Here is a 20606-nt window from a genome sequence, read left to right as displayed (position 1 = left end):
CACATTTGTTTATTATTTAGGTGCGGGTTTGCTGAGAAAGTGAGCAAAGTGAGTCAGGTTTTTTTTCTCAGTGAAGACAAATAAAGCTTATTGCTACCGCGTTATTTATTTTTTCAAGATCATCAAATTGCCTAATAAGTATCTGTTTACCTGTATCAGGAGATGAATAACTTAGATATCGACTTTTAATTGTGCGTATTGGCACAGCTCTAATCCAGAACTGAGATTAATTTAAAGATTATCAATTTAGTTGTGATGTTAACGGGCGATTAAGGTTTGCCATGTAAAATTGCTCGCTCTTTTTGACCCTTTGATTAGGTTCACTAAGGTTTGTGCAATATCACTTCATAACGAGCTCTGTTTATTTGAGCTGTTTAAATTATCGGTAAATTACTATGTTAGCTTTTGGTTGTAACCAATATACATTTGGCTCTTCTGTCACACTTTATAAATCACTTTTAAGTTTATCAATTTTATCAGCCATGAGTAGTGCTTATGCACAGCAAGAAAGCCCTAAGATACCTTTACCTGATGATATGGAAGTCATTGAAATAAGAGGGATCCGTGCAAGTCTGGCTGAAAACTTAGATGTTAAACGTATGGCAAGCTCGGTTGTTGATGCGATTACAGCGGAAGATATTGGTAAATTTCCTGATAAAAATGTCGCTGATTCATTACAGCGGGTTCCGGGTTTAATGATTGAGCGCAACGGTGGGGAAGGCGCCTCGGTAAGTATTCGTGGCCTTTCATCCGAGCTCACATTCACACAACTTAATGGTAATTTTATTGCCTCATCTCCGGGCGAGCCTTCGCGCTCATTTGATTATGCATTATTGCCTTCTTCAATGATTGAACGTGTTGAAGTATTTAAATCCTCAGAGGCACGGCTTGATGAAGGCGGGGTTGGTGGCACTGTGCTTATGCATACGCGTAAACCTTTAAACATGGAAGCCAATTCAGGCGTACTCAATGTTGAGACAACCTATGCAGATGTCACCAAAGAATACCAACCTCAACTTACAGGGCTGTATTCGTGGAAAAATGATAACGAAACCTTTGGTATATTGTTTGGTTACACAGCGCAGGAGCGAACCAATAGAACATTAGCTGGTGGTACAGATGGTAATGTATGGCGTTACACCGGCCAAGGTAACCCTGTTGATGTTAATAATAATGCTGTTGAAAATAACAATTCGTGGGACATAGTCACCGATGCTGAAGGCAATCGCTTTGATGGTGTGTGGTTTCCTCAGGTTGTTCGCGGTTCAGTCTTTAACGAAAAACGTCAACGTGAAGGAGTACAACTGAGTACTCAATGGCGTGCGACTCATGCGCTAGAGTTTGGTCTAAATTATTTTGGTTTTTCACTTGAACGAGATAGTACGCACTCAGTGGTCGATATACCAGAATGGTCTTTAAACCCATCATTTTTAACTGATGTTGGCCTTGATGAGTCAGGAACAATCGTAAATGCGATGCAATTTGATGCCAGCGCCAGTGGGGTTGAACATGATATGCAACTGCCCTGGATGCGAGGCAGTTATGTGCGTGAAAAATCAACCTCAGACACCTTAGATTTTAATGTTACCTATGAAGGGGATTTATTTAAATTACGCTTTGTTGCTGGTCATACCCAATCGGATGGTGGTCCGAGCGAGAGCTGGGAAGCGGCTTATAAAAGCTCGAATGCAGGTGAAAATGCCAGTACTGTCGAAAATGCAGCGCAAACTGCTGGCTGGTCTATTGACCGCAATTCAGTATCACTGAATATTGATCCCAATACCTTAACCAATTTACTCAATGGGATTGGCGGTGGGCGTGATCCAGGTTCTTCTAATTCAAGTTTTGTCAGAAGTGAACTTGCAGAAACCTATTATCAAGGCGACCTCGATTTTTATGCTGATTGGGGTATGCTAAAAACCATTAAAACCGGTGTTAAATATCGCAAGGCAACCTTGCACCGCGAAACAGCCAACACATTTTTTCTCGATCCTAATTTTGATATTGCCGCTGCGCAAGCAAGCGATAATGGCATTACGCGTTTTGATAGCTATCAATGGAACAATGGTATGCCTTTAGCTAAAGATGTATTTACCAGCGAAGACAACCTTATTGGCGGTTTTAGCATCAACCAAATGCCAACAATTGATTGGGATAAATACCGCAATACCATTTTAACTAATTATGTACCTTATACCCGTATCGAAGATAATTTTGTCTATGACATTGAAGAGCAAATATCTGCATTTTATATCCAAGGAGACTTTGAATTTAACGATGTGAGGGGAAATTTAGGTGTACGTGTGGTGCAAACGACAACCATGACTTCATCGACAGATTTATATACCTATTTGCTAGATCATACCAATGATCAAACCGGTGAAGCAGTAACTGGCGATGCTCGATTTTTAGATGATTATCAGCTTGTTACACAAGAGAATACCGATACACAAATTCTGCCAAGCTTTAATATTGCATGGGATGCAACCGATGACTTGGTCGTACGTGGTGCCGTTGCTAAAGTGATGTCTCGTCCGGATTATAGTGACTTAGGTGGTCAACAACATATTACATTTGTATCCGATGAATGGGCGCAAGACCGTGCCGCGTTTAACGAACAAGCTGGCTTTAGTGGCCGTGGGGGAAATAAAAATTTAAAACCCTTTGAATCACTGCAATCCGATATATCTTTGGAATATTACTATGGTGAAGGCTCTGCAATGGGCCTCGCATTATTTTATAAAAAGGTCGATAACTTTGTTGTCCCCCTTGTGATTGACTCTTTGCAATATTTTGCCGGTAAAGATCAGGTTGTGGCAGCGGGAACCATCACTATTTCACCTTATAGCACAGTAGGTAATGGGACCAATGCCGTATCTAAAGGTGTTGAAGTCTTCTTGCAACATGCGTTTGATAATGGCTTTGGTTTTAACGCTAATTATACCTATAACAAAACCAATAAAGCTGATGTTTCAGTTGATGGTCAAGCGTTTGGGCAATCGCCATTAATTGGCAGCGCAAAGTATCAATACAATACCTCGGTTTATTATGAAGGTGATTATTTTAATGTCCGGGCTTCTTATAATAAACGTGGAGAAACTGTGTTGGGTTTAAATAGTGGCTTAAATGTTTACCAAGATCCATACAGCCAAATCGATCTTAATGCTTCAATTCACTTATACGAAGGGTTGAGTTTTACTGCAGCGGTTATTAATTTAACTCAATCGGGATCAGTGACACGGTTAGGTAATGATACCGATGCGCGCTTATTAAACGCTAGTTACTCTGGTAGGCGCTATTACGCCGGATTTAATTATAGTTTTTAACACTAAGAAGCCGATTTAAAGTCGGCTTTTTATTGCTTAGATTCATATTGTCTGATTCAAGCATAAAATATAAAAATTATTCTTCATTATGTTATGAGGGTAAAAGTATTACCTAATGTTGCACTTAAAGTGACAGCCAAACAGTTATCTCAGCAACTAAAACTTTTAATCAATCAAGTAATGGGCAATTGTTAGGCAATACCAGTTTGATTTCGAGCGGGCAGAGAGTAAAGGTAATATCTTTACTGCTAATAGGTTCGCCATCGAGATTAATTGGCATTAACTCATCGGCTTGCCATTGCACTTTTGTAGCTTGATAGCGCTTAACAAACTCGCCAGTGCCTTGCGGATCGGATAATTGGCCAATAACGGAGCTGATAGCTGCAGCAGGAAAATCATAAAGTGCAACCAGCTCCATTTTGCCATCATTAATACGGGAAATGCTTGATAATATTTGCCCGCCGCCCGCTTGCGGGCCGTTGCAAATGGCGGCCAAAATCACGCTGCTTTTTAATGTGCGGTCATCAAATTTAATGATGCCTTGAAACGGTTTAAAGTCTAGAGCATTGATTAAACCTGTCAGCGTATAAGCACCGCCGCCTAAAAAATTTTTAAGAGCGGGCGGGGTTGTTGCAGTAACTTGCGCACCAAACCCTCCGGTGGCAACATTGATAACATAATCGTCGCTCGCTTTAATCACATCCACGAATGTACTTTCGCCTTCACAAGCAAGGGTGAGTGCATCAAGCGCTATGTCGGTTGGTACTTGGCATGCAGTTGCAAAGTCATTGGCTGTGCCAAGCGGTAAAATAGCCAGCTCTGGTCTTTGTTCTTTTGGGTGCTGCATTAAGGCATTAACAACTTCATTAAGCGTCCCATCGCCTCCACCGGCGATAAGTCGGGTGCATTGCTCCTCAATGGCCTCATTAACTAAACGTGCCATATCACCCGCTTCCCAAGTGACTCGCACTTCCAGTTCATAACCACGGTTACGTAATGTGCTTACGGCTTCGCGCACACTCTCAAGTGCGGCTTTTTTACCATTAAGTAATAAACGTAGTGTCATTTTGCTGTCCTTAACGCTGTTTTCAATTAACCTCAGTTTTGGATAAGAGACTTATCACTGTATTGAACTAAAACTAAAGATATCAGTTAATTCAACGCTGTTAGCGTTGAAAGTAGCTAGTTAAGATAGATTTATTATCTTTTATGAGATTTGTTATCTTAACATTCATCTGATTAATCTCAATTCGATCATATTTTTAGCTTTGTTTAAATAAATGATTTCAGATATCGCGGTATGTTTTAGCCATAACACAAAAATTTGATTTGCTAGGTGCAAGCCTGCTTGCGAAGGCGAGCAAAGCTCGGCCGCTGTTGTAGGTCGGGCTTTAGCCCGACAGCTTTTAAAAAGCCGTACTCACATCAACAACTGCTTTTAAATTGAAAACCGCTTTTTAAATTAGCATTGTTGGTAACAGTCGCACTGGCGACGGCAGCCAAAGAGGGGCTAGCGCTCCCCCCCCTCTGGACTCACCCAGCGCCACCGACATCACGCTTTATTCTTCAAATAATCCATTGATGTGAACGTACACGCCATGAAAGTACGTCCATGTACAAGCATGGCTTATCGCGCATTGCCTAGATGGATGTTGGTACTTAGGATTTGTCGGGAACAAAATCCTGCCATGCGCGACATTACTCATCAATTGTTTATTTTCGGGGCGTGATAACGGGGGAATTGTTGGCATCGGCATGAGCTTTGAGTTTTGCGTAGGTGCAAGCCTGCTTGCGAAGGCGAGCGCAGCTCGGCAGGTTTTTATGGTTGGGCATTAACCTGACGCTACTTTGTTGAATTGTGATTTTACCACCGAGTATTTTTTCACCACCGAGTACACCGAAGCTTCGCTCACCGAGAAAAGCTAAGTGAGTAAAGCCAACTAATAAATAGCTTTTTCTTTCTTCTGTGTTTCTCTTAACCTCGGTGGTTAACCTTCTTTTTCACCATCGAAAACTCAGTTGTTAAAATTGTTTCACCACCGCCGAGTATTAATAGCCCCTAGGCGCTGCGCTACACCGATATTTTGATGTTTTTTTTGAGATTTTACCGTAGGTGCAAGCCTGCTTGCGAAGGCGAGCAAAGCTCGGCCGCTTTTTCATCGCTATAAAATAGCTTGCTTGTAATAAGTTGTAAGAAAATTAGACTTGTATCTTATTGTCTATTATGAAGTTTATCGGTAACCTTACTGATTATTGCATTTAAAAATGTGAAATAGGGGTTGAAGTTAAGTTTTACTTTTTATGATCAAAGGCAAAAAGAAAGATCTATCCTCATTGATTGTTGCTCTTTAATCATAATGAGAAAGGCGCCACAGATAGCTAAACCGCTGAAACCAAAGAGAGCAAAAGAAACACAGATACCTCATTGGCCGTGCCAAAAATGTAAAACAGGCACACTGCGATTTATTGGCATCGTCACTGTTGATGAAGTGATGAATAAAGCAGAGCGAACGAGCTAGCGGTCACGCTTGCTTAGTCAAATCAGAGGGTTAACCTGTTTAAGTGTTCAGGTAAGGTGACGTTGTGCCCACGAAAAATAAGATTGCCTCAGCGCTAAAAATTAGGTGTAATGGGGACGTAAAAATGGCTGAGCCATGCAGGGAAGGCTAAGAAAACACCGTTAATCCGATAAAGTAAGCGTGATGTAGCCTACATCACGAAAAGCAAATTCCCATAGAATAAACAATATCCACTCAAACACCGAGCAGGTAGCGCCTCAGTTCAACAAGCGATTATGCAACACAAACAGCGTGTCGCATAAATACTAAATTGTTATGCGTATAGAGAGTATCAATGCAACTTGAGCTGTTATCTGAACATCATTTGAAGCAATTGTTTGATTTTGAACTAGAAAATAGATCATGGTTTGAATCATTAATTGAGCCTCGGGATAATGATTTTTATTCTGAGCAAGGTGTTGAACAACATATTAATGCAGAACTTGATAAAGTACGTTCTGGTTCTGCGTTTTGTGGTTTACTTATTAAAGATAATGAAATTGTCGCAAGAGCCAATTTAAGAGATATTAGCTCTAATAAAGCTTATGTAGGTTATAGGGTTTCAAAACGTTTTATATCCCAAGGCTATGCAAGCTTTTGTCTAGCTTCGCTAGTTGAAATTGCACAAAGAGAATTTAGTGTTCAATCTCTGGAAGCTAGAGTATTAGAAAACAATCCTGCTTCAAAGCATGTGTTGTTAAAGCAAGGCTTTGAAATTATTGGCGATGCACCTGATTTTATTAGTTTAAATAATAAGCCATTATCTTGTACTACGTTTAGGTTAAAATACGCATAACAAGCACTTCAAACGGAACAAAAACAGTTGGTTAGGTTCCGCTTCGCTTCACATTTTAACCAACAATTTTTGTCCGCTTAAGTGGGCGTTGAGGCTGTAGAATTACTCATTTTAGGAACGGATTCTACACTTCTTTCTTTGCTCGATTTTTAACCTTGAACCCATCTGTTCGCTGTGATCTAATAGATATTATTCACCCACGGTAAACTGTTATGGCTCTTTCGTTGGGTAAGGAGTCAAGCATGACTTATCCTGCCAAAATAAATTCATTCCTATCAATTTCGCTGAGCAAATATTGCCGGGTACATTTGAGTATGTCCTTTGTTATATTGTCGAAAATAAACTCGACTTGTCGGGGTTTGATGCGTGGTATCACAATGATAAAACGGGTGCTGCGGCGTATTCGCCTTCAGTGATGCTCAAAATTATTTTACTCGGATATGCGTATGGTTTAATTAGCAGTCGGCGTATTGCTAAAGCGTGTAAAAACAATATTTTGTTCATGAGACTCTTTTGCAAGAAATAGCGGGTGACGCTCAGCCACATTACACCTCGATAGCGGCTTTCGTGGTTAAAATGCACCAGCAAATTGAACCGCTGTTTACTGCTTGGTTCATAATATAGAAAAGCTGCAAAATAGGTTGCATTAAGCAGGGGAAACCCTTTTAACCTAAATTAAAGCTACTCAACCACCCATAATCCCTTCCAAAATGCCAATTAAAACAATATCAAACACTTCTATATTCTGCGTAAAAATACAGTAATCAATTGAACCAAAATAGGAACTAAGTTATGGTTTGTTTATCAATAAAAACAAATTTAAAAACGAGTTAATCTACAGGCTCGTTATAAGCACCAGTAAAGTCCGAATATGGAAGAAGCCAAATTAAAAAGAAAAAGTATTATTTTACAGCTCGTATTGAATATTTTTCTCGGACCGTTTGGATTGTTTTATTCAGGTAAAATTACGGCAATTATTCTTTCAATAATTTGTATCGTACTTCTTCCAGCATTTGGTTTAGGGTTATTTCTTACTTGGCCTACATCAATCGTACTTGGTGTATTGTATGTCAAAGATCACAATGATTATGTATATATCATGGAAGGTTTGAGAAAAAATTAAAGTGCTTATAACAAAGCAAATTAAAAGTACGGACAAAAACCAGTTGGCTTTGTTCGTGCCTCACAAATTTTAGCCAACTAATTTTTGCCGTTTATTTGCGGCGTTAGAAGTTTCAATCACCGACATGGAGTTCATGTGAACAAATACCTATTAATTATCTCTTTAGCTGTTTTATCGTTTAGCACACAAGCCACCAATTTAATCAATGATGAACGTATCAAAGATCAAAAAGACTGCTTCAGTTGGATTTTTACCGACTATGATTCATGGCGTACTATGGTCAAAACACAGCAAAGTAAAAAACTTGCCTCAGAAGGTGAAGTCAAAGGTGCTATGCAATCATTTGATAACACCTTTGGAAAAGAAAATTTTAATTCATACAAAAATAACCTGTCGTGTCGCACGTTTATGTATCAAGTTGATGGGATTGATGTTCATGGCTATGTCATTAAGCCAAAATTATCTCAAAAGAAATTACCTGTGTTAATTTTTAATCGTGGGGGTAATGGTAACTTTGGTAAAGTCAGCTTTCCTAATATGATGCCTAATTTGTTTCCTATTGCTAATGAGGGTTTTGTAATTATTGGTTCTCAATATAGAGGTACCCTTTCAAAAAATACTCTACTCGATGAATTTGGTGGAAAAGATGTTAATGATGTCATCGCATTATTCGATTTTATTCCTAATATTGAGGGGGCAGATCCTCAGCGTGTAGGTATGTATGGGCATAGTCGTGGTGGTATGCAAACATTCTTAGCTTTGAATAAAATGAAGGGTATAAAAGCTATTGCTAGTATCGCAGGTGCGACTGACTTGTTAGAAGAGCTAAAATTTCGCCCATTTATGGAAAAGATTTATAGTCGTCAGATTCCTGATTATCAAGAAAATAAAGCAGCAGAATTAGAGAAACGCTCAGTGTTAAAATGGGTAAATAAATTACCTTCGAACACCCCCATTTTACTTTTACATGGTGCAAATGATAAACGTGTATCAGTCAATAACTCAATTGAGCTGGCAGCTGCGCTGACTGAAAATAGCATCCCTCATAAACTTGTTATATATCCCGACGATAATCATGCCTTAACGCAAAATAAAGAAAATGCACATAAAGAGCTAATTAGTTGGTTTCGAGAGTATTTATAAGAAACTTCTAACACATATGAGCCATTCTCTCGTCAATAGGCATTACTTATCTTTTTGACCGCGCAAGCGGTCAAATCCAAATCAATCAACAAACTCATCTACTTCGTCTGTCGGTTAGCTGTTAAATCGTCGTGCTGTTAAAAATAAAAGTATGCAAACACCAATAGAGGCTCTCTAAGTACGAAATCTTTAACAAAAAGAATGCTGCCTAACGTTTTTCAATCCATTGAAATGTTAGGGGCATTACGACTAAATGGATTTAGGAGGTAGAGCGACGCAGGAAGCCAAAGCCGAGACATTTATCGGTTAACCCTAAGATGGCACTATTCAAGTCATAGGTACTTTTTGCACAGTTAGTTTCAGGCTCATTTAAGGTGTAAACGACTTTGTTGATTGTATTAATGCGCGCCAATAAGGTGTCACTCTTTGTGAAATCAAGAATAGGCAATGTAGCTTAAATAGCTTTTGGCATAGAGAATCAATGGGGTCGCGTCTTGCTTTTTGCCTTTGGCTTAATAATTTAATTTACCTTAAAGAAAAACCTGCCGAGCTGCGCTCGCCTTCGCAAGCAGGCTTGCACCTACACAAATCTCAAAGTTCGGTGTAGCGCAGCGGTGAACTCGGTGGTAAAAGTTGCTTTGGTCATACTATCGAAAGCTGCAAAACAGGCTGCACTAAATTAGGGGGAAACTCTTTGTAACCTTAAAAAGACCTCAGAACCCCCACTGAAACCGCAAGATAACCATCTAAAACCTTGATTAAAATATCAGCTCAAAACAGACTGAACGATTGAGTCAAAATAGGAACTAAGTTATAGTTTGCTGATTAATAACAACAAATTAAAAACGAGTAATTCTACAGGCTCGTTAGGCCCCCACTGAAACCGCAAGATAACCATCTAAAACCTCGATTAAAATATCAGCTCAAAACAGACTGAACGATTGAGTCAAAATAGGAACTAAGTTATAGTTTGCTGATTAATAACAACAAATTAAAAACGAGTAATTCTACAGGCTCGTTAGGCTTCATCTTAACAAAGGAGTGTTATTAAAGTGATGTTAAATTATCCTAAAATCGTTATCGTAGTTTTATCCTTTTTCCTGTCTTCTAACTGTGTTGCGAAAGAGGCACAATGGTTTGACCTAATGAGTTTTAGCCCTTGGGATGACTCCGTGACATATACTGCAAATATAAAATACCCATCAGTTACACTACTTGAACTAAAGGATAACCAATTAGCCGTAGTTGTATCTCAAGTGTCTCCTGATATTAGTTCGCGTAATAATGATTGGCATCAAGATTTTAGAATTGTTTTTATTTCAAAAAACAATAATAGGGTTCAGTCTACAGTAGCGGGTGAAAGTATAGGTAGATCATCTGATGCTTGGGTTTCGAGCTTGACATATTTACCAGCTCAAATCCTTGCTAAAAAGGATACATTAAAAGTTATACTTCAAGGCAAAGCAACTTCAGAACTTATTGCTCAGAGAGCGCTTGATGAGAAAAAGAAGAAAGAAAAAAATGATAAAATTTCAAACCTACTTACCTCTATCCCGTTTCCTACAATTTTTGTTGGTGAACAATACAATTTTTCCTTGAACCTTATCGGTGGAGAACAATACAAGTCACAAGACAATATTGGGAAAGTTGTATTAATTGATTTTTATGGGACATGGTGTGCACCATGTAAGAAAGCGTGGCCTATATTAAGAGATCTTCGTAATAAATATTCAGAAGATGAATTTCAAATACTAGGGGTATCTTTGCAAGACAGTAAAGATACTGTATTAGAATTAATTAAAAATGAATCTCTTACGTGGCCTCAGGCACTATTTGAAGATGAATTTAGCGTTGGAGCCGTATTTAAAAAATTAGGTTTTAACGGTGTTCCCCATTATTTATTAGTAGACCAATCAGGTGTCTTAGTTGGTCAAATCAAATCTGAGAACTTAGATCAGGAAATTAAAAAGCTAATAAACTCTATGAAGTAAATAAAGCCTAATAAAATCAATGGGGTCGCTTTGCTTTTTGCCTTTGGCTTAATAATTTAATTTTTCTTAAAGAAAAACCTGCGCTCGCCTTTGCAAGCAGGCTTGCACCTACACAAATCTCAAAGTTCGGTGTAGCGCAGCGGTGAACTCGGTGGTAAAAGTTGCTTTGGTCATACTATCGAAAGCTGCAAAACAGGCTGCACTAAATTAGGGGGAAACTCTTTGTAACCTTAAAAAGACCTCAGAATCCCCACTGAAACCGCAAGATAACCATCTAAAACCTTGATTAAAATATCAGCTCAAAACAGACTGAACGATTGAGTCAAAATAGGAACTAAGTTATAGTTTGCTGATTAATAACAACAAATTAAAAACGAGTAATTCTACAGGCTCGTTGAGGCTGGTTAATGACTATTTTTTAGTAAAAACAGCTTGTTTGATCGGTTCTAGATACATTACCTAATGCCTAAAAAGGGCTTGAGAATGATTTTTGGAGCTCGATTTTTAGTTAAATTTGGCTGGTGGAGTCATTCTACAGTCTCGTTATACACAAGGAAGGTTATGAGTTTAATTAAGGTTATTGTAGTAGTCGTTATATTTACTTTAATATCGTTTTGGGCAGGTATGCAGGTAAATGGCAGTGTTATTATTGAAAAAAATACAGCTATAGAGTCAACGCCTTTATCCTATGAGCCTGAGAAAAATTCGGTTGCAGTATATCAGTCTAATAAATCTGATAACGATAAACTTATCCAAGATTTAAAAATAAAATTAAAGAATCTTGAGCGCAACTATGAAGAATTAGTAACTCGATTAGATGTGAAAGAAAATGATTATTTATCAAATATTGAACCTGAGAAAATTGAAGAATCTATTCAACCTAGGTCATCTATAACATTGGCTGAAGTAGAACCATACTTACCTGAGCCATTTGCAAATACAGTTTCAGAATCAAAAGGTACTGTTGTTGACTTATTTAAAAAGTTACAAGCAGAAGAGGTTGATTACGATTGGGCTGTTGAGATGGAGCAAAAAATAAAAGATTATTTTGTCACACATGATCTAGCGGGTGAAGTTAATTTGCAATCGGTCAACTGTAAAAAAACAATATGTGAAATTCGAGGATTTGAAAAAAGTAATAATGTTGTTGGCGTCATAATTAGTGGGATGCATACTCAAGTATGGTGGAATTTTAATGGTTCGCATACATCAACAGGAAGCAATGAAAAGGATGGTTTATTCTTTTATATGTTAGCTAGTCGAAAGGTATAATTTGTATATAACAAGATAACTGAACTCCCAAACTCTAGACTGTAGATCATCTCTTTTAGACGAATAAGTTAAGAATTGGTGTTGCTCTAGTTCATAGATTAATACAAGTTTGTAGTTATAAAAACTACAAAGCAGCCAACAGAGTTCAGGTTTTTCATTTTTCTTTGGACGTTAAAAATAAAACGCTTTTTAATTACATAAAAAGCGCTTAGATTTTTTCGATACAGCTTAAAAAGAACACTTGCACCTTATTGATAGCAATAAGGTGTTTTATTTTAAACATTTTTCCTGAGTAATTATTGAGGCTTTTTTATTGGTAGATTACTCGTGTTTTATCGCTATAAATCACGACCTAAAATGTAGTTTTTACTGCTCTTTTTTCTGAAGTAATTGGATTATTAATAGTCGTTATAATGCGTTTAACCTCGGTGTCGCGCAGCACCTCAATGCTCTCTGTGGTGGAACGTTGTTTTTTATACTATCGGCTTGGTATCAAAATATTGAACCATTTATTCTAACCAGAGCGCGCTTGTACAGTTGTTAGCCAATCCCCAAATGACCCACTTTAACTAAAATAATGGTTTCTTGTTCAACAAATGGGTGATGCTCGCTCATGTGTGGGCTGCGCAGCCAAGTGCCGGTGGGGTAGTTGCCGTGTTCGTCACAAAAGGTGCCGCTCAATACCAAAATTTCTTCACCACCATAATGACGATGCGGTAAAAAACGCTCGCCAGCAGGCCATTTTACTAATGCGGTGTGCTCAACATCATGTTGATGCAGAGGCATCACTTGCAAGCCACCTTGGCCGGCACGCCATTGTGCGGTATGAGTATTGACTCTCACTGAACTTAAATCATCAGCTAAAAATTGATTGAGTTTTACAAACAAGGTGCACCCTTGAACGCTAAAAGGCTGATGGTGGCTGCCAGGTGGGTTGCGAATATAAGTGCCTGCAGGGTAGTCGCCATTTTCGTCACTGAAAACGCCGTCGAGCACAAAAATCTCTTCACCCATTGGGTGACTGTGGGAGCTAAATTGTGAGCCTGCTTCATAACGTACTATGCTGGTGGCATGGCCACTTTCGGCTGATTCGCGTGATAAAATTTTGCGCGTTACCCCAGCAAGTGGGCTTGGTTGCCAAGGCTCAAGGTGTGAGTTAATCACTACTTTTTTACTAAAGTCTAAATTAATGTGTTGCATACTTACCCTTGCTGGATTCGAATAACAATAATGGCGCAGTGGATTATACGGCCATTTTTAGGTTTTATACGGTTTAACTTTGTAACGGGTTTACCTCTGCATTTGCTTAAGCTAACACCGCGTAAGGTTAGTTGCGACCTGCCATTACGCCGCCATCAACATCCCAAATTGCGCCAGTCACCCAACTTGCTTCATCAGAGAGTAAAAATGCAATGCTGTGGGCGATATCACTTGCTTGGCCAATGCGCCCAATTGGGTGGAAACTATCGAAGGTAGCAAGCGTTTCATCAAGCTGGCTTTCATCTATAAAACTTTGATAAATTGGTGTTTTAACCACGGCAGGTGCCACAGCATTAACCCGAATGTTGCTATCGGCCAATTCCATTGCTAAATGTTGAGTAAATGCATGTAAGCCTGCTTTTGCCATTGAATAGGCGCTCGATGGCGTGGCTTTGATGGCTTGTTTTGCCCACATCGAACCGATATTAACCACGCTGCCGCCACCATGTTGTTGCATTGATTTGGCGACAATTTGACTTAAATAAAACGTTGCCCAGTTTAAATCCATATAACGTTGATAGTCAGCTTGAGTATGGTCTAAAAAGGCGGTTGGGCTAAAGTAGCCTGCGGCATTGACCAAATAATTAATTGGGTAATGAGTGAGTTGCTCTGCCAAACGGGTTAAATCAGCCTGTTGATATAAATCGGCTTGTAGCGCCACAACCTCGGTGATAAGGCTTAATTTATCGGCAGCGGCGTTTAATTTTGCTTGATTATTACCGACAATAATTAGCTTTACTTTTTCATTGGCAAGGCGCTCTGCAGTCGCAAGTCCCATACCACTGGTACCACCAATAATTAATGCATAGCCTGAATGTTGAAAGTTCATCATATTACCTCAGAGTTTTGGGTTAAAACGTGGCGTTGTTTGCCGTTTAAGTGTGGTAATCTTATGCGGTTGACCCACAGTAAAAAAGTAAGCACAAATAGGTGCCCTAGGTACAAATTGGTACATCTTTATGAATAATAACGATAAAAAAATTTCAAGAATTCAAGGGCCAAGTGAAAGTGCCCGCATGGTCGAAACCATTGTTGGTTGCAAATGGTCACTTACGGTTTATCAATTACTCGCGCAAGAGATTAATCGGCCGGGTGAAATGGTACGCGCTGTTGATGGGTTAACCACTAAAGTGCTTAACCAATGTTTAAAACGTAATGTTGAGTTTGGGATTCTCGATAAACAGGTGTTTGCCGAAGTACCGCCACGGGTTGAATATCAAGTGACGCCCTTTGGTCAAAAATTTATGGTAATTCTAGAGGCTCTGAAAGATCTGCAATCTAAAATATAACAAGATAATATTATTTTATGTATTAGTTTGACAGTTTAATGATTTTACCGATTATATAAAAATTTAAAGTTAGAATAATTTAAAAGGTAGTAAGTTGAAAAGTACACTGTTCATAATGGGTCCAGATGATTTTGGAAGAAGCTCTTTCTCTGGTGGTAATGGTTCTTTTAGAGATGCTTCAAGCATAACAGTTAAAGGTGTATTACCAATCTACCCATATATTAGAGAAAAAGATAAAATTAAAAATAATAGCTTTCTATTTATTCTCGGTTTAAATGAAAGTATTCAGTTAGAAAATAAGGATAAAAGTACTAATGTAGTTAATTTGATTGGTGATGCAGATGGGAGCAAAAAAACTTTAAAAGCAGTTAATTTATTAATTAATTCACCTCAATTTAATAGGGTTTTTAATCACCCTGAAGATATCTATAAAACTTCTAGAGTAAACTTATCGAGATTATTAAATGGAATTTCAAATGTTAAAATAGCTAGAGTGGAAATTTTTTATATTGAAACTATTGAGGATCTTAATAATAATATAAAAAATACTTTTATGAGTTACCCTCTTATTATCCGTTTAGAAGGTTTTCATAATAGTGAATTTATGGTGCGGGTTGATAGCGAAGATGACTTGATAGGGCTAACGAACTGGCTTGATCAAAAGAGAAGTTTTATAATTATAGAGTATATAGATTGTATAGATACAACAGGACTTTACCGAAAAGCAAGAATTGCGGTTATTGACGGTAAATTTTACCCCCAGCATTTTTTAACTTCAAAGAATTGGTGTGTTGGTGCAGATGCTCGTTACAATTTAATGCTTGAGCATAAACAGTTTAGAGATGCAGAACAACATTATTTAGAGTCATTCAATACAAATATTCTACCTCATTATAAAAAGCAGTTATTACTTATCCATGAAAAAATAGGTTTAGATATTTATGGCATTGATTGTTTCTTTGGTGAAAATGGAGAGCTAGTAATTTTTGAGCTAAATGCTTGTATGGATTTGCTCTCAATGTGGCTGGGTCCAAATGGAGAATACAATTATAAAAAGCCTTTTAGATCAGCCGTTTCAAATGCAATTATAGATTTAATCGCCAACTAATTAATATAAAAATGCACATAGTTAAATTAATTTATGCGTCCAATTAATTTTAATAAAAAATTATAAAATAGTAGTTCTAATTTTATGAGTGATGAATGTTAGATAAAAACCAATTAATCATCAGCATTATTTCTGCATTAAGCCAGTTGTTAGCAATCGCTAAAGAAGGGGCTGAAAACGCCCATGCGGGGGCGATTAACGAGCAAAGTGTGGCCGAAACCCAGTACGATACGCTAGGGCTTGAGTCGGCTTATTTGGCTGAGGGTTTAGGGCGCAGAGTTGTGATGTATCATCAAGAAATGAATGCCTATAAGCAATTAGTACTGCGTGAATTTGGCCCTGATGATGCGATTAAAGTTGGGGCTTTAGTGCAGCTCGGCAATAACGAGGGGGTGGTGCAAACCTTGTTTTTTGGCCCTTGTAGTGGTGGCTTAATCATTACGTTAGCTGGGCAAAAAGTGACGGTGATCACCCCAAGTGCGCCTTTAGGTGCCGCCCTTGTTGGCAAATATTTAGATGATGAAGTGACCATTATGGTGGCAGGTAAAAAACAAACTTGGTCTATCGATAAGGTATATTAATCTAGGTTCTGGTATTCGATTTTCATTATTGGAATGAGTTTGGGCATTATGTTGAAATTTTTAGTCTGTTTGCCCGTTCTTAGCTGTATGGATGCATGTTTGAAACAAATTATTGCACTTAAGTTCATATTTTAATCGCAAAGCGCTTATAAAATGTCATGTGCTGTGGTTAGATAATTAAATGTTGGCTTTCACAAAAAGCCTAGAGAGTGATGTTAATTCAAGACGTTAATTTAAAATGTTAATTTAAGATGTTTAGTCAAAATGGTTAGGCATCGCTTTTCACTAGTGCAAATGATACAACCGAGTTTTTAGGAAATTTTAACTTAACAAACGTCTCTTTTAGCAACGTCTATCTTCAGGAAAGTATTGAGTCTTTGCTCATTGCGTAAAACCATAACAATAAGGAACTAAAATGAAAAAGTTAACCTCATTAGCGCTCTGTAGTTTGCTTGCAAGTGCCACACTTGCGGCTACCACAGTGTATGCGGCACCCGTAAGTGAGGTGGTGCAAAGTGATATTCGCAGTGCCAGCAACAAAGCACGTGATGAATTTCGTAACCCACAACAAACACTGAATTTTTTTGGTATTGAAGATACCATGACAGTTGTTGAAATTTGGCCTGGCGGTGGTTGGTACAGCGAAATTTTAGCCCCGATGCTGGCCGATAAAGGCGTATTTTACGCAGCGCATTTTCCATCAGGTACTGATGTTGAATACTTCAATAAAAATTTACCTAAATATCAGGCCAAATTAGCCAATACCAAAGGCATGGAAAAAACCAAATTAACGGGTTTTCATCCAAAATATACTACTGAGCTTGCGCCTGCCGGCAGTGCTGATGCGGTATTGACCTTTCGTAACTTACACAACTTTTATATGAATGGCGATGACGCCCTTAAAACGACTCTTGCTGCGGCTTTTACTGCGCTAAAACCAGGAGGTATTTTTGGCGTGGTTGATCATCGTTTACCCGAAAACCTTGATGCGGAGCAATATCGCCCATCGGGTTATGTTAAGCAAAGCATAGTGATCAGCATGGCCAAAGCCGCAGGTTTTGATTTGGTGGCCGAATCAGCCGTTAATGCAAACCCACTTGATAACGCACAGCATGAAAAAGGCGTATGGACGCTTGCGCCAACGTTTGCGTTAGGTGATAAAGACCGCGCTAAATATGCCACACTGGGTGAATCAGACCGTATGACATTAAAGTTTATAAAACCAAACAAAATGTAATGTTTTAGTTTGATAAAAAGGGAAATCAGCTGATTTCCCTTTTTTATTGCCGTTTGTTAAAAAGAGTACCTAAGGCATCAACATCTGTTCGCTTCGGTCAATATCAGCTTTTAAGATGTAGTGATTAATATCAAGGCCAAATAACTGCGGTAATGTTGCCGAAATACAAATCGACGACAAGGTGCCGACCACAATGCCGCTAAATAGCGCTAACGAAAACCCAGCCAGTGGTGGGCCCGCTAACAGCCAAATAGAGGCAATGGTCGCAAGGGTGGTACCAGAAGTAATTAAGGTGCGGCTGAGTGTTGACGTAATGGCATCATTGATGGCGCAGCCTAATGGGTCAACTTCGGCGCGAGGTAAATTGGCGCGCATCAGTTCACGTAAACGGTCGGCTACAATAATCGAATCATTTAATGAGTAACCGATAATGGCTAAAATACTGGCCAGTACCGTTAAATCAAATTCAACTTGTAACCAAGCAAATAAACCCAAAACCAATAAAATATCATGAAACAACGCCGCTACTGCACCCACAGCCAAGCGCCATTCAAAACGCAGCGCCAAGTAAATTAATACCATTAAAATGGCACTCAACATGGCCATTCCACCTTGGTCTAGCAACTCTGCACCCACTTGCGCGCCAATAAAATTGGCTTCTAATAAAGTAAGCTCACCATGGTAAGTGTCGTTGAGTGTGCTAAACCATTGCTGGTTTGTTTCACCAGCGGCATCTAAGTTTTGCCTAATGACAAAATGATGCTGATCAGCGGTGCTGACTTTTAGGCCTGCAGCCTGTTCTTGACCTAACAGCGCACTAATGGCGGTGCGAACTTCGGGCACATTGAGTGATTGCTGCGACTGAAACTCGGTAATATAACCGCCATTAAATTCAATACTAAAATTAAGGCCATTTTTAACTAACCCTAGGGTGGCAAACAGCATTAAAAATAAAGATAAAAATAGCCCAGCAAAACGTAATTTAGTCGCGAGCGGGCGAGTTGATAAAAACAATTTAAACATGATTAAGCTCCTCGAATTTAAACGTATCAAATAGTGCGGCTTTGACGTGGGCGATAGACTAAATAACTCAGTGCTTTGGCAACAAAAACGCCCGTAAACATACTGGTTAAAATGCCAAGCCCTAAGGTGAGGGCAAAGCCTTTAATTGGGCCATAACCAATTGAATATAAAATAACAGCGGTTAATAAGGTGGTGATGTTGGCATCAACGATTGAATGAAACGCCTTGTTGTAACCGGCTTCTAACGCCATCATGGGGCTGCGACCTAAGGCACGTTCTTCTTTTATCCGTTCAAAAATAATCACGTTGGTATCAACCGCCATTCCTATGGTAAGTACCAAACCGGCAATGCCGGGTAAGGTGAGTACTGCGCCAGGTAATAACGACATCAAACCAATTAGGCAAATTAAATTGAGTAATAATACGGTATTAGCAACCATGCCCAAACGGCGATACCACAGCGCCATAAAGGCAAACGTAATGGCAATACCGAGCGCTAAAGCGGCAAAACCGTTTTCGATATTAGCTTTACCTAGGCTTGGGCCAATGGTTTGTTGATGTACTATGGTGACTGGCGTAATTAACGAGCCCGCACGCAGCAATAATGCAAGTTCTTGCGCCGCTTGTGGGCTTTGCATATTGGTGATGCTAAAACGTGCACCTAACGCTGAGTTAATGGTGGCGACATTAATCACTTTGCTTTTTTTAACACTGTTGCCATTGGCATCTTTAAAATATTCCGAAAACACGGTAGCCATCGGATTGCCAATATTGTGTTTTGAAAACTCAGCCATTAATTTTCCGCCTTGAGCATCTAATTGCAGTTGCACAGCAGGTTTGCCCATTTCATCGCGACTCGATTGTGCGCCTTTGATGTATTGCCCCGATAAAATAACCTTAGGATTGAGAGAAATACTGCTGCCATCTTCCATGGTAAAACGTTTACCACCGATTTCTTGCAGGGCATGAAAATCAAGGGATGCCGTTGCACCAATAATGCGTTTTGCAGCAGTTGGGTCTTGCACGCCGGGTAGCTCAACGCGAATTTTATTGCTGCCTTGGCGCTGTGTTACGGCTTCGGTAATACCCAGCTCACTAATTCGGCCACGCAGTGTGCTAATTGCCTGCAGCATGACTTGTTGATGAAACGTTTGAATGGCATCGGGGGTAAAAAATAAAGTCACCGATTGCTCAGTTTGTTTTGTACTGAGCCCGGTAAAGGTGTGTTTAAGCTGGCTAATTAGGGTATTGAGCTCTGTAGGCTGTGCATTAAAACCCAGCATCACTTTGCCTTCTGCTGGGGTCGCATCATCGATAGTCAGTGTCACGCCACGGATTTTTTCACTGCGAAGAACTGATTTAGCTTGTTGCTCAACACTTTGCAGTTGTTCACGCAGCGCTTGCGTGGTATCAACTTCAAGTACAAACAATACACCGCCATTTAAATCAAGCCCTAACTTGATAGGGGCAAGGCCGAGCGCTTGTAACCACTTTGGGCTGGTGGCTTGGCTGACAATTTTGCTCGTAAATTGTGTCGCATAGTTGTGTTGCAACCAGCTCAGCGCCGCTGCATTTTGGCTTGGCTCAGCGAGCAGAAATTCAATGCTTTGGCTAGTGTGTTTGGCACGGTTAACTGCAAATCCTTGCTGCTCAAGTGCTGTTTTAATCGCCATTGGGGCTGTTATTTCGGATATTCCATCACTCTTTAATTGATTATTAAGCGCACTTAGCACTAAGGTATTTTGTTCTGGGTATAAATTGGGTAAGGCGCATAACGCCATCACCACTAACGTAAAAATCATCATTAACGTCGGCACCAAGCGTGCTTTTTTGGCAGGCTGTGGGCGCGGCGAATTCGCCTGTTGGGCAAATTGGGTCGAATTTTTGTTCATAATACAT

At 39.3% G+C, this 20606-nt stretch carries 15 protein-coding genes and 1 pseudogene; 11 read left to right on the top strand and 5 right to left on the bottom strand.

Features of this window, described 5'->3' with window-relative positions:
* Positions 1-395: 395 nt before the first annotated feature.
* Positions 396-3326 (top strand): TonB-dependent receptor, encoded by a 2931-nt coding sequence (locus PTUN_RS11010; RefSeq protein ID WP_009840370.1) that lies wholly within the window; start codon positions 396-398, stop codon positions 3324-3326.
* A 169-nt stretch (positions 3327-3495) separates the two neighbouring features.
* Here the strand turns inward: PTUN_RS11010 and yegS are convergent, their stop codons facing one another.
* Positions 3496-4392, bottom strand: a complete 897-nt coding sequence (gene yegS, locus PTUN_RS11005) for a lipid kinase YegS (RefSeq protein WP_009840369.1) — start codon at positions 4390-4392, stop codon at positions 3496-3498.
* A 1787-nt stretch (positions 4393-6179) separates the two neighbouring features.
* Between yegS and PTUN_RS11000 the strand changes: the two genes are divergently transcribed.
* From PTUN_RS11000 to PTUN_RS10975, 6 genes and pseudogenes are all read left to right on the top strand, one after another.
* Entirely contained in the window at positions 6180-6680 is a 501-nt protein-coding gene (locus tag PTUN_RS11000; protein ID WP_009840367.1) for a GNAT family N-acetyltransferase, read from the top strand.
* A 268-nt stretch (positions 6681-6948) separates the two neighbouring features.
* A pseudogene (locus tag PTUN_RS10995) lies at positions 6949-7301 on the top strand (transposase); the annotation flags it as partial.
* A gap of 250 nt (positions 7302-7551) precedes the next feature.
* Positions 7552-7803, top strand: coding sequence for a hypothetical protein (locus tag PTUN_RS10990; protein WP_009840366.1), 252 nt, complete (start codon positions 7552-7554; stop codon positions 7801-7803).
* A 135-nt stretch (positions 7804-7938) separates the two neighbouring features.
* Entirely contained in the window at positions 7939-8946 is a 1008-nt protein-coding gene (locus tag PTUN_RS10985) for an alpha/beta hydrolase family protein (RefSeq protein ID WP_009840365.1), read from the top strand.
* 1055 nt (positions 8947-10001) lie between these two features.
* Complete coding sequence (locus PTUN_RS10980) at positions 10002-10937, top strand: TlpA family protein disulfide reductase (RefSeq protein WP_009840363.1); 936 nt, start codon at positions 10002-10004, stop codon at positions 10935-10937.
* A 561-nt stretch (positions 10938-11498) separates the two neighbouring features.
* On the top strand, positions 11499-12209 hold the full coding sequence (locus PTUN_RS10975) for a hypothetical protein (protein ID WP_009840362.1): 711 nt from the start codon (positions 11499-11501) through the stop codon (positions 12207-12209).
* A 540-nt stretch (positions 12210-12749) separates the two neighbouring features.
* Here PTUN_RS10975 and PTUN_RS10970 read toward each other — a convergent pair.
* Together PTUN_RS10970 and PTUN_RS10965 are read right to left on the bottom strand one after the other, a co-directional pair.
* Positions 12750-13409: a cupin domain-containing protein gene (locus PTUN_RS10970; protein WP_009840361.1), complete on the bottom strand. Its 660-nt coding sequence runs from the start codon at positions 13407-13409 to the stop codon at positions 12750-12752.
* Between the two features lie 127 nt (positions 13410-13536).
* Positions 13537-14298: an SDR family NAD(P)-dependent oxidoreductase gene (locus tag PTUN_RS10965; RefSeq protein ID WP_009840360.1), complete on the bottom strand. Its 762-nt coding sequence runs from the start codon at positions 14296-14298 to the stop codon at positions 13537-13539.
* Between the two features lie 130 nt (positions 14299-14428).
* Between PTUN_RS10965 and PTUN_RS10960 the strand changes: the two genes are divergently transcribed.
* The 4 genes from PTUN_RS10960 to PTUN_RS10945 all read left to right on the top strand — a co-directional run bounded on the left by PTUN_RS10960 (position 14429) and on the right by PTUN_RS10945 (position 17684).
* On the top strand, positions 14429-14758 hold the full coding sequence (locus PTUN_RS10960) for a winged helix-turn-helix transcriptional regulator (RefSeq protein WP_009840359.1): 330 nt from the start codon (positions 14429-14431) through the stop codon (positions 14756-14758).
* A 115-nt stretch (positions 14759-14873) separates the two neighbouring features.
* Entirely contained in the window at positions 14874-15866 is a 993-nt protein-coding gene (locus PTUN_RS10955) for a hypothetical protein (protein ID WP_009840358.1), read from the top strand.
* Positions 15867-15961: 95 nt separating this feature from the next.
* Positions 15962-16447, top strand: coding sequence for a hypothetical protein (locus PTUN_RS10950; protein ID WP_009840357.1), 486 nt, complete (start codon positions 15962-15964; stop codon positions 16445-16447).
* Positions 16448-16862: 415 nt separating this feature from the next.
* The gene (locus PTUN_RS10945) at positions 16863-17684 is read left to right on the top strand and encodes a class I SAM-dependent methyltransferase (RefSeq protein WP_009840355.1); all 822 of its coding nucleotides are present in this window, start codon (positions 16863-16865) and stop codon (positions 17682-17684) included.
* 69 nt (positions 17685-17753) lie between these two features.
* On the opposite strand, the gene secF is transcribed toward PTUN_RS10945, so the two are convergent.
* Both secF and secD read right to left on the bottom strand, forming a co-directional pair.
* On the bottom strand, positions 17754-18707 hold the full coding sequence (secF, locus tag PTUN_RS10940) for a protein translocase subunit SecF (protein WP_009840354.1): 954 nt from the start codon (positions 18705-18707) through the stop codon (positions 17754-17756).
* A 26-nt stretch (positions 18708-18733) separates the two neighbouring features.
* On the bottom strand, positions 18734-20599 hold the full coding sequence (gene secD / locus PTUN_RS10935; protein WP_009840353.1) for a protein translocase subunit SecD: 1866 nt from the start codon (positions 20597-20599) through the stop codon (positions 18734-18736).
* Positions 20600-20606: the final 7 nt, after the last annotated feature.

Source organism: Pseudoalteromonas tunicata (assembly GCF_002310815.1).
Lineage (GTDB): Bacteria > Pseudomonadota > Gammaproteobacteria > Enterobacterales > Alteromonadaceae > Pseudoalteromonas > Pseudoalteromonas tunicata.
The sequence above is the reverse complement of the archived record's forward strand: the minus strand, read 5'-3'. Positions and strand labels throughout refer to the sequence as shown.

Bases quoted from the DNA above. Each gene is read 5' to 3' on its own strand.
- PTUN_RS11010 (WP_009840370.1), top strand. From the start codon at position 396: ATGTTAGCTTTTGGTTGTAACCAATATACATTTGGCTCTTCTGTCACA.
- yegS (WP_009840369.1), bottom strand. From the start codon at position 4,392: ATGACACTACGTTTATTACTTAATGGTAAAAAAGCCGCACTTGAGAGT.
- PTUN_RS11000 (WP_009840367.1), top strand. From the start codon at position 6,180: ATGCAACTTGAGCTGTTATCTGAACATCATTTGAAGCAATTGTTTGAT.
- PTUN_RS10990 (WP_009840366.1), top strand. From the start codon at position 7,552: ATGGAAGAAGCCAAATTAAAAAGAAAAAGTATTATTTTACAGCTCGTA.
- PTUN_RS10980 (WP_009840363.1), top strand. From the start codon at position 10,002: ATGTTAAATTATCCTAAAATCGTTATCGTAGTTTTATCCTTTTTCCTG.
- PTUN_RS10975 (WP_009840362.1), top strand. From the start codon at position 11,499: ATGAGTTTAATTAAGGTTATTGTAGTAGTCGTTATATTTACTTTAATA.
- PTUN_RS10970 (WP_009840361.1), bottom strand. From the start codon at position 13,409: ATGCAACACATTAATTTAGACTTTAGTAAAAAAGTAGTGATTAACTCA.
- PTUN_RS10965 (WP_009840360.1), bottom strand. From the start codon at position 14,298: ATGAACTTTCAACATTCAGGCTATGCATTAATTATTGGTGGTACCAGT.
- PTUN_RS10960 (WP_009840359.1), top strand. From the start codon at position 14,429: ATGAATAATAACGATAAAAAAATTTCAAGAATTCAAGGGCCAAGTGAA.
- PTUN_RS10955 (WP_009840358.1), top strand. From the start codon at position 14,874: ATGGGTCCAGATGATTTTGGAAGAAGCTCTTTCTCTGGTGGTAATGGT.
- PTUN_RS10950 (WP_009840357.1), top strand. From the start codon at position 15,962: ATGTTAGATAAAAACCAATTAATCATCAGCATTATTTCTGCATTAAGC.
- PTUN_RS10945 (WP_009840355.1), top strand. From the start codon at position 16,863: ATGAAAAAGTTAACCTCATTAGCGCTCTGTAGTTTGCTTGCAAGTGCC.
- secF (WP_009840354.1), bottom strand. From the start codon at position 18,707: ATGTTTAAATTGTTTTTATCAACTCGCCCGCTCGCGACTAAATTACGT.
- secD (WP_009840353.1), bottom strand. From the start codon at position 20,599: ATGAACAAAAATTCGACCCAATTTGCCCAACAGGCGAATTCGCCGCGC.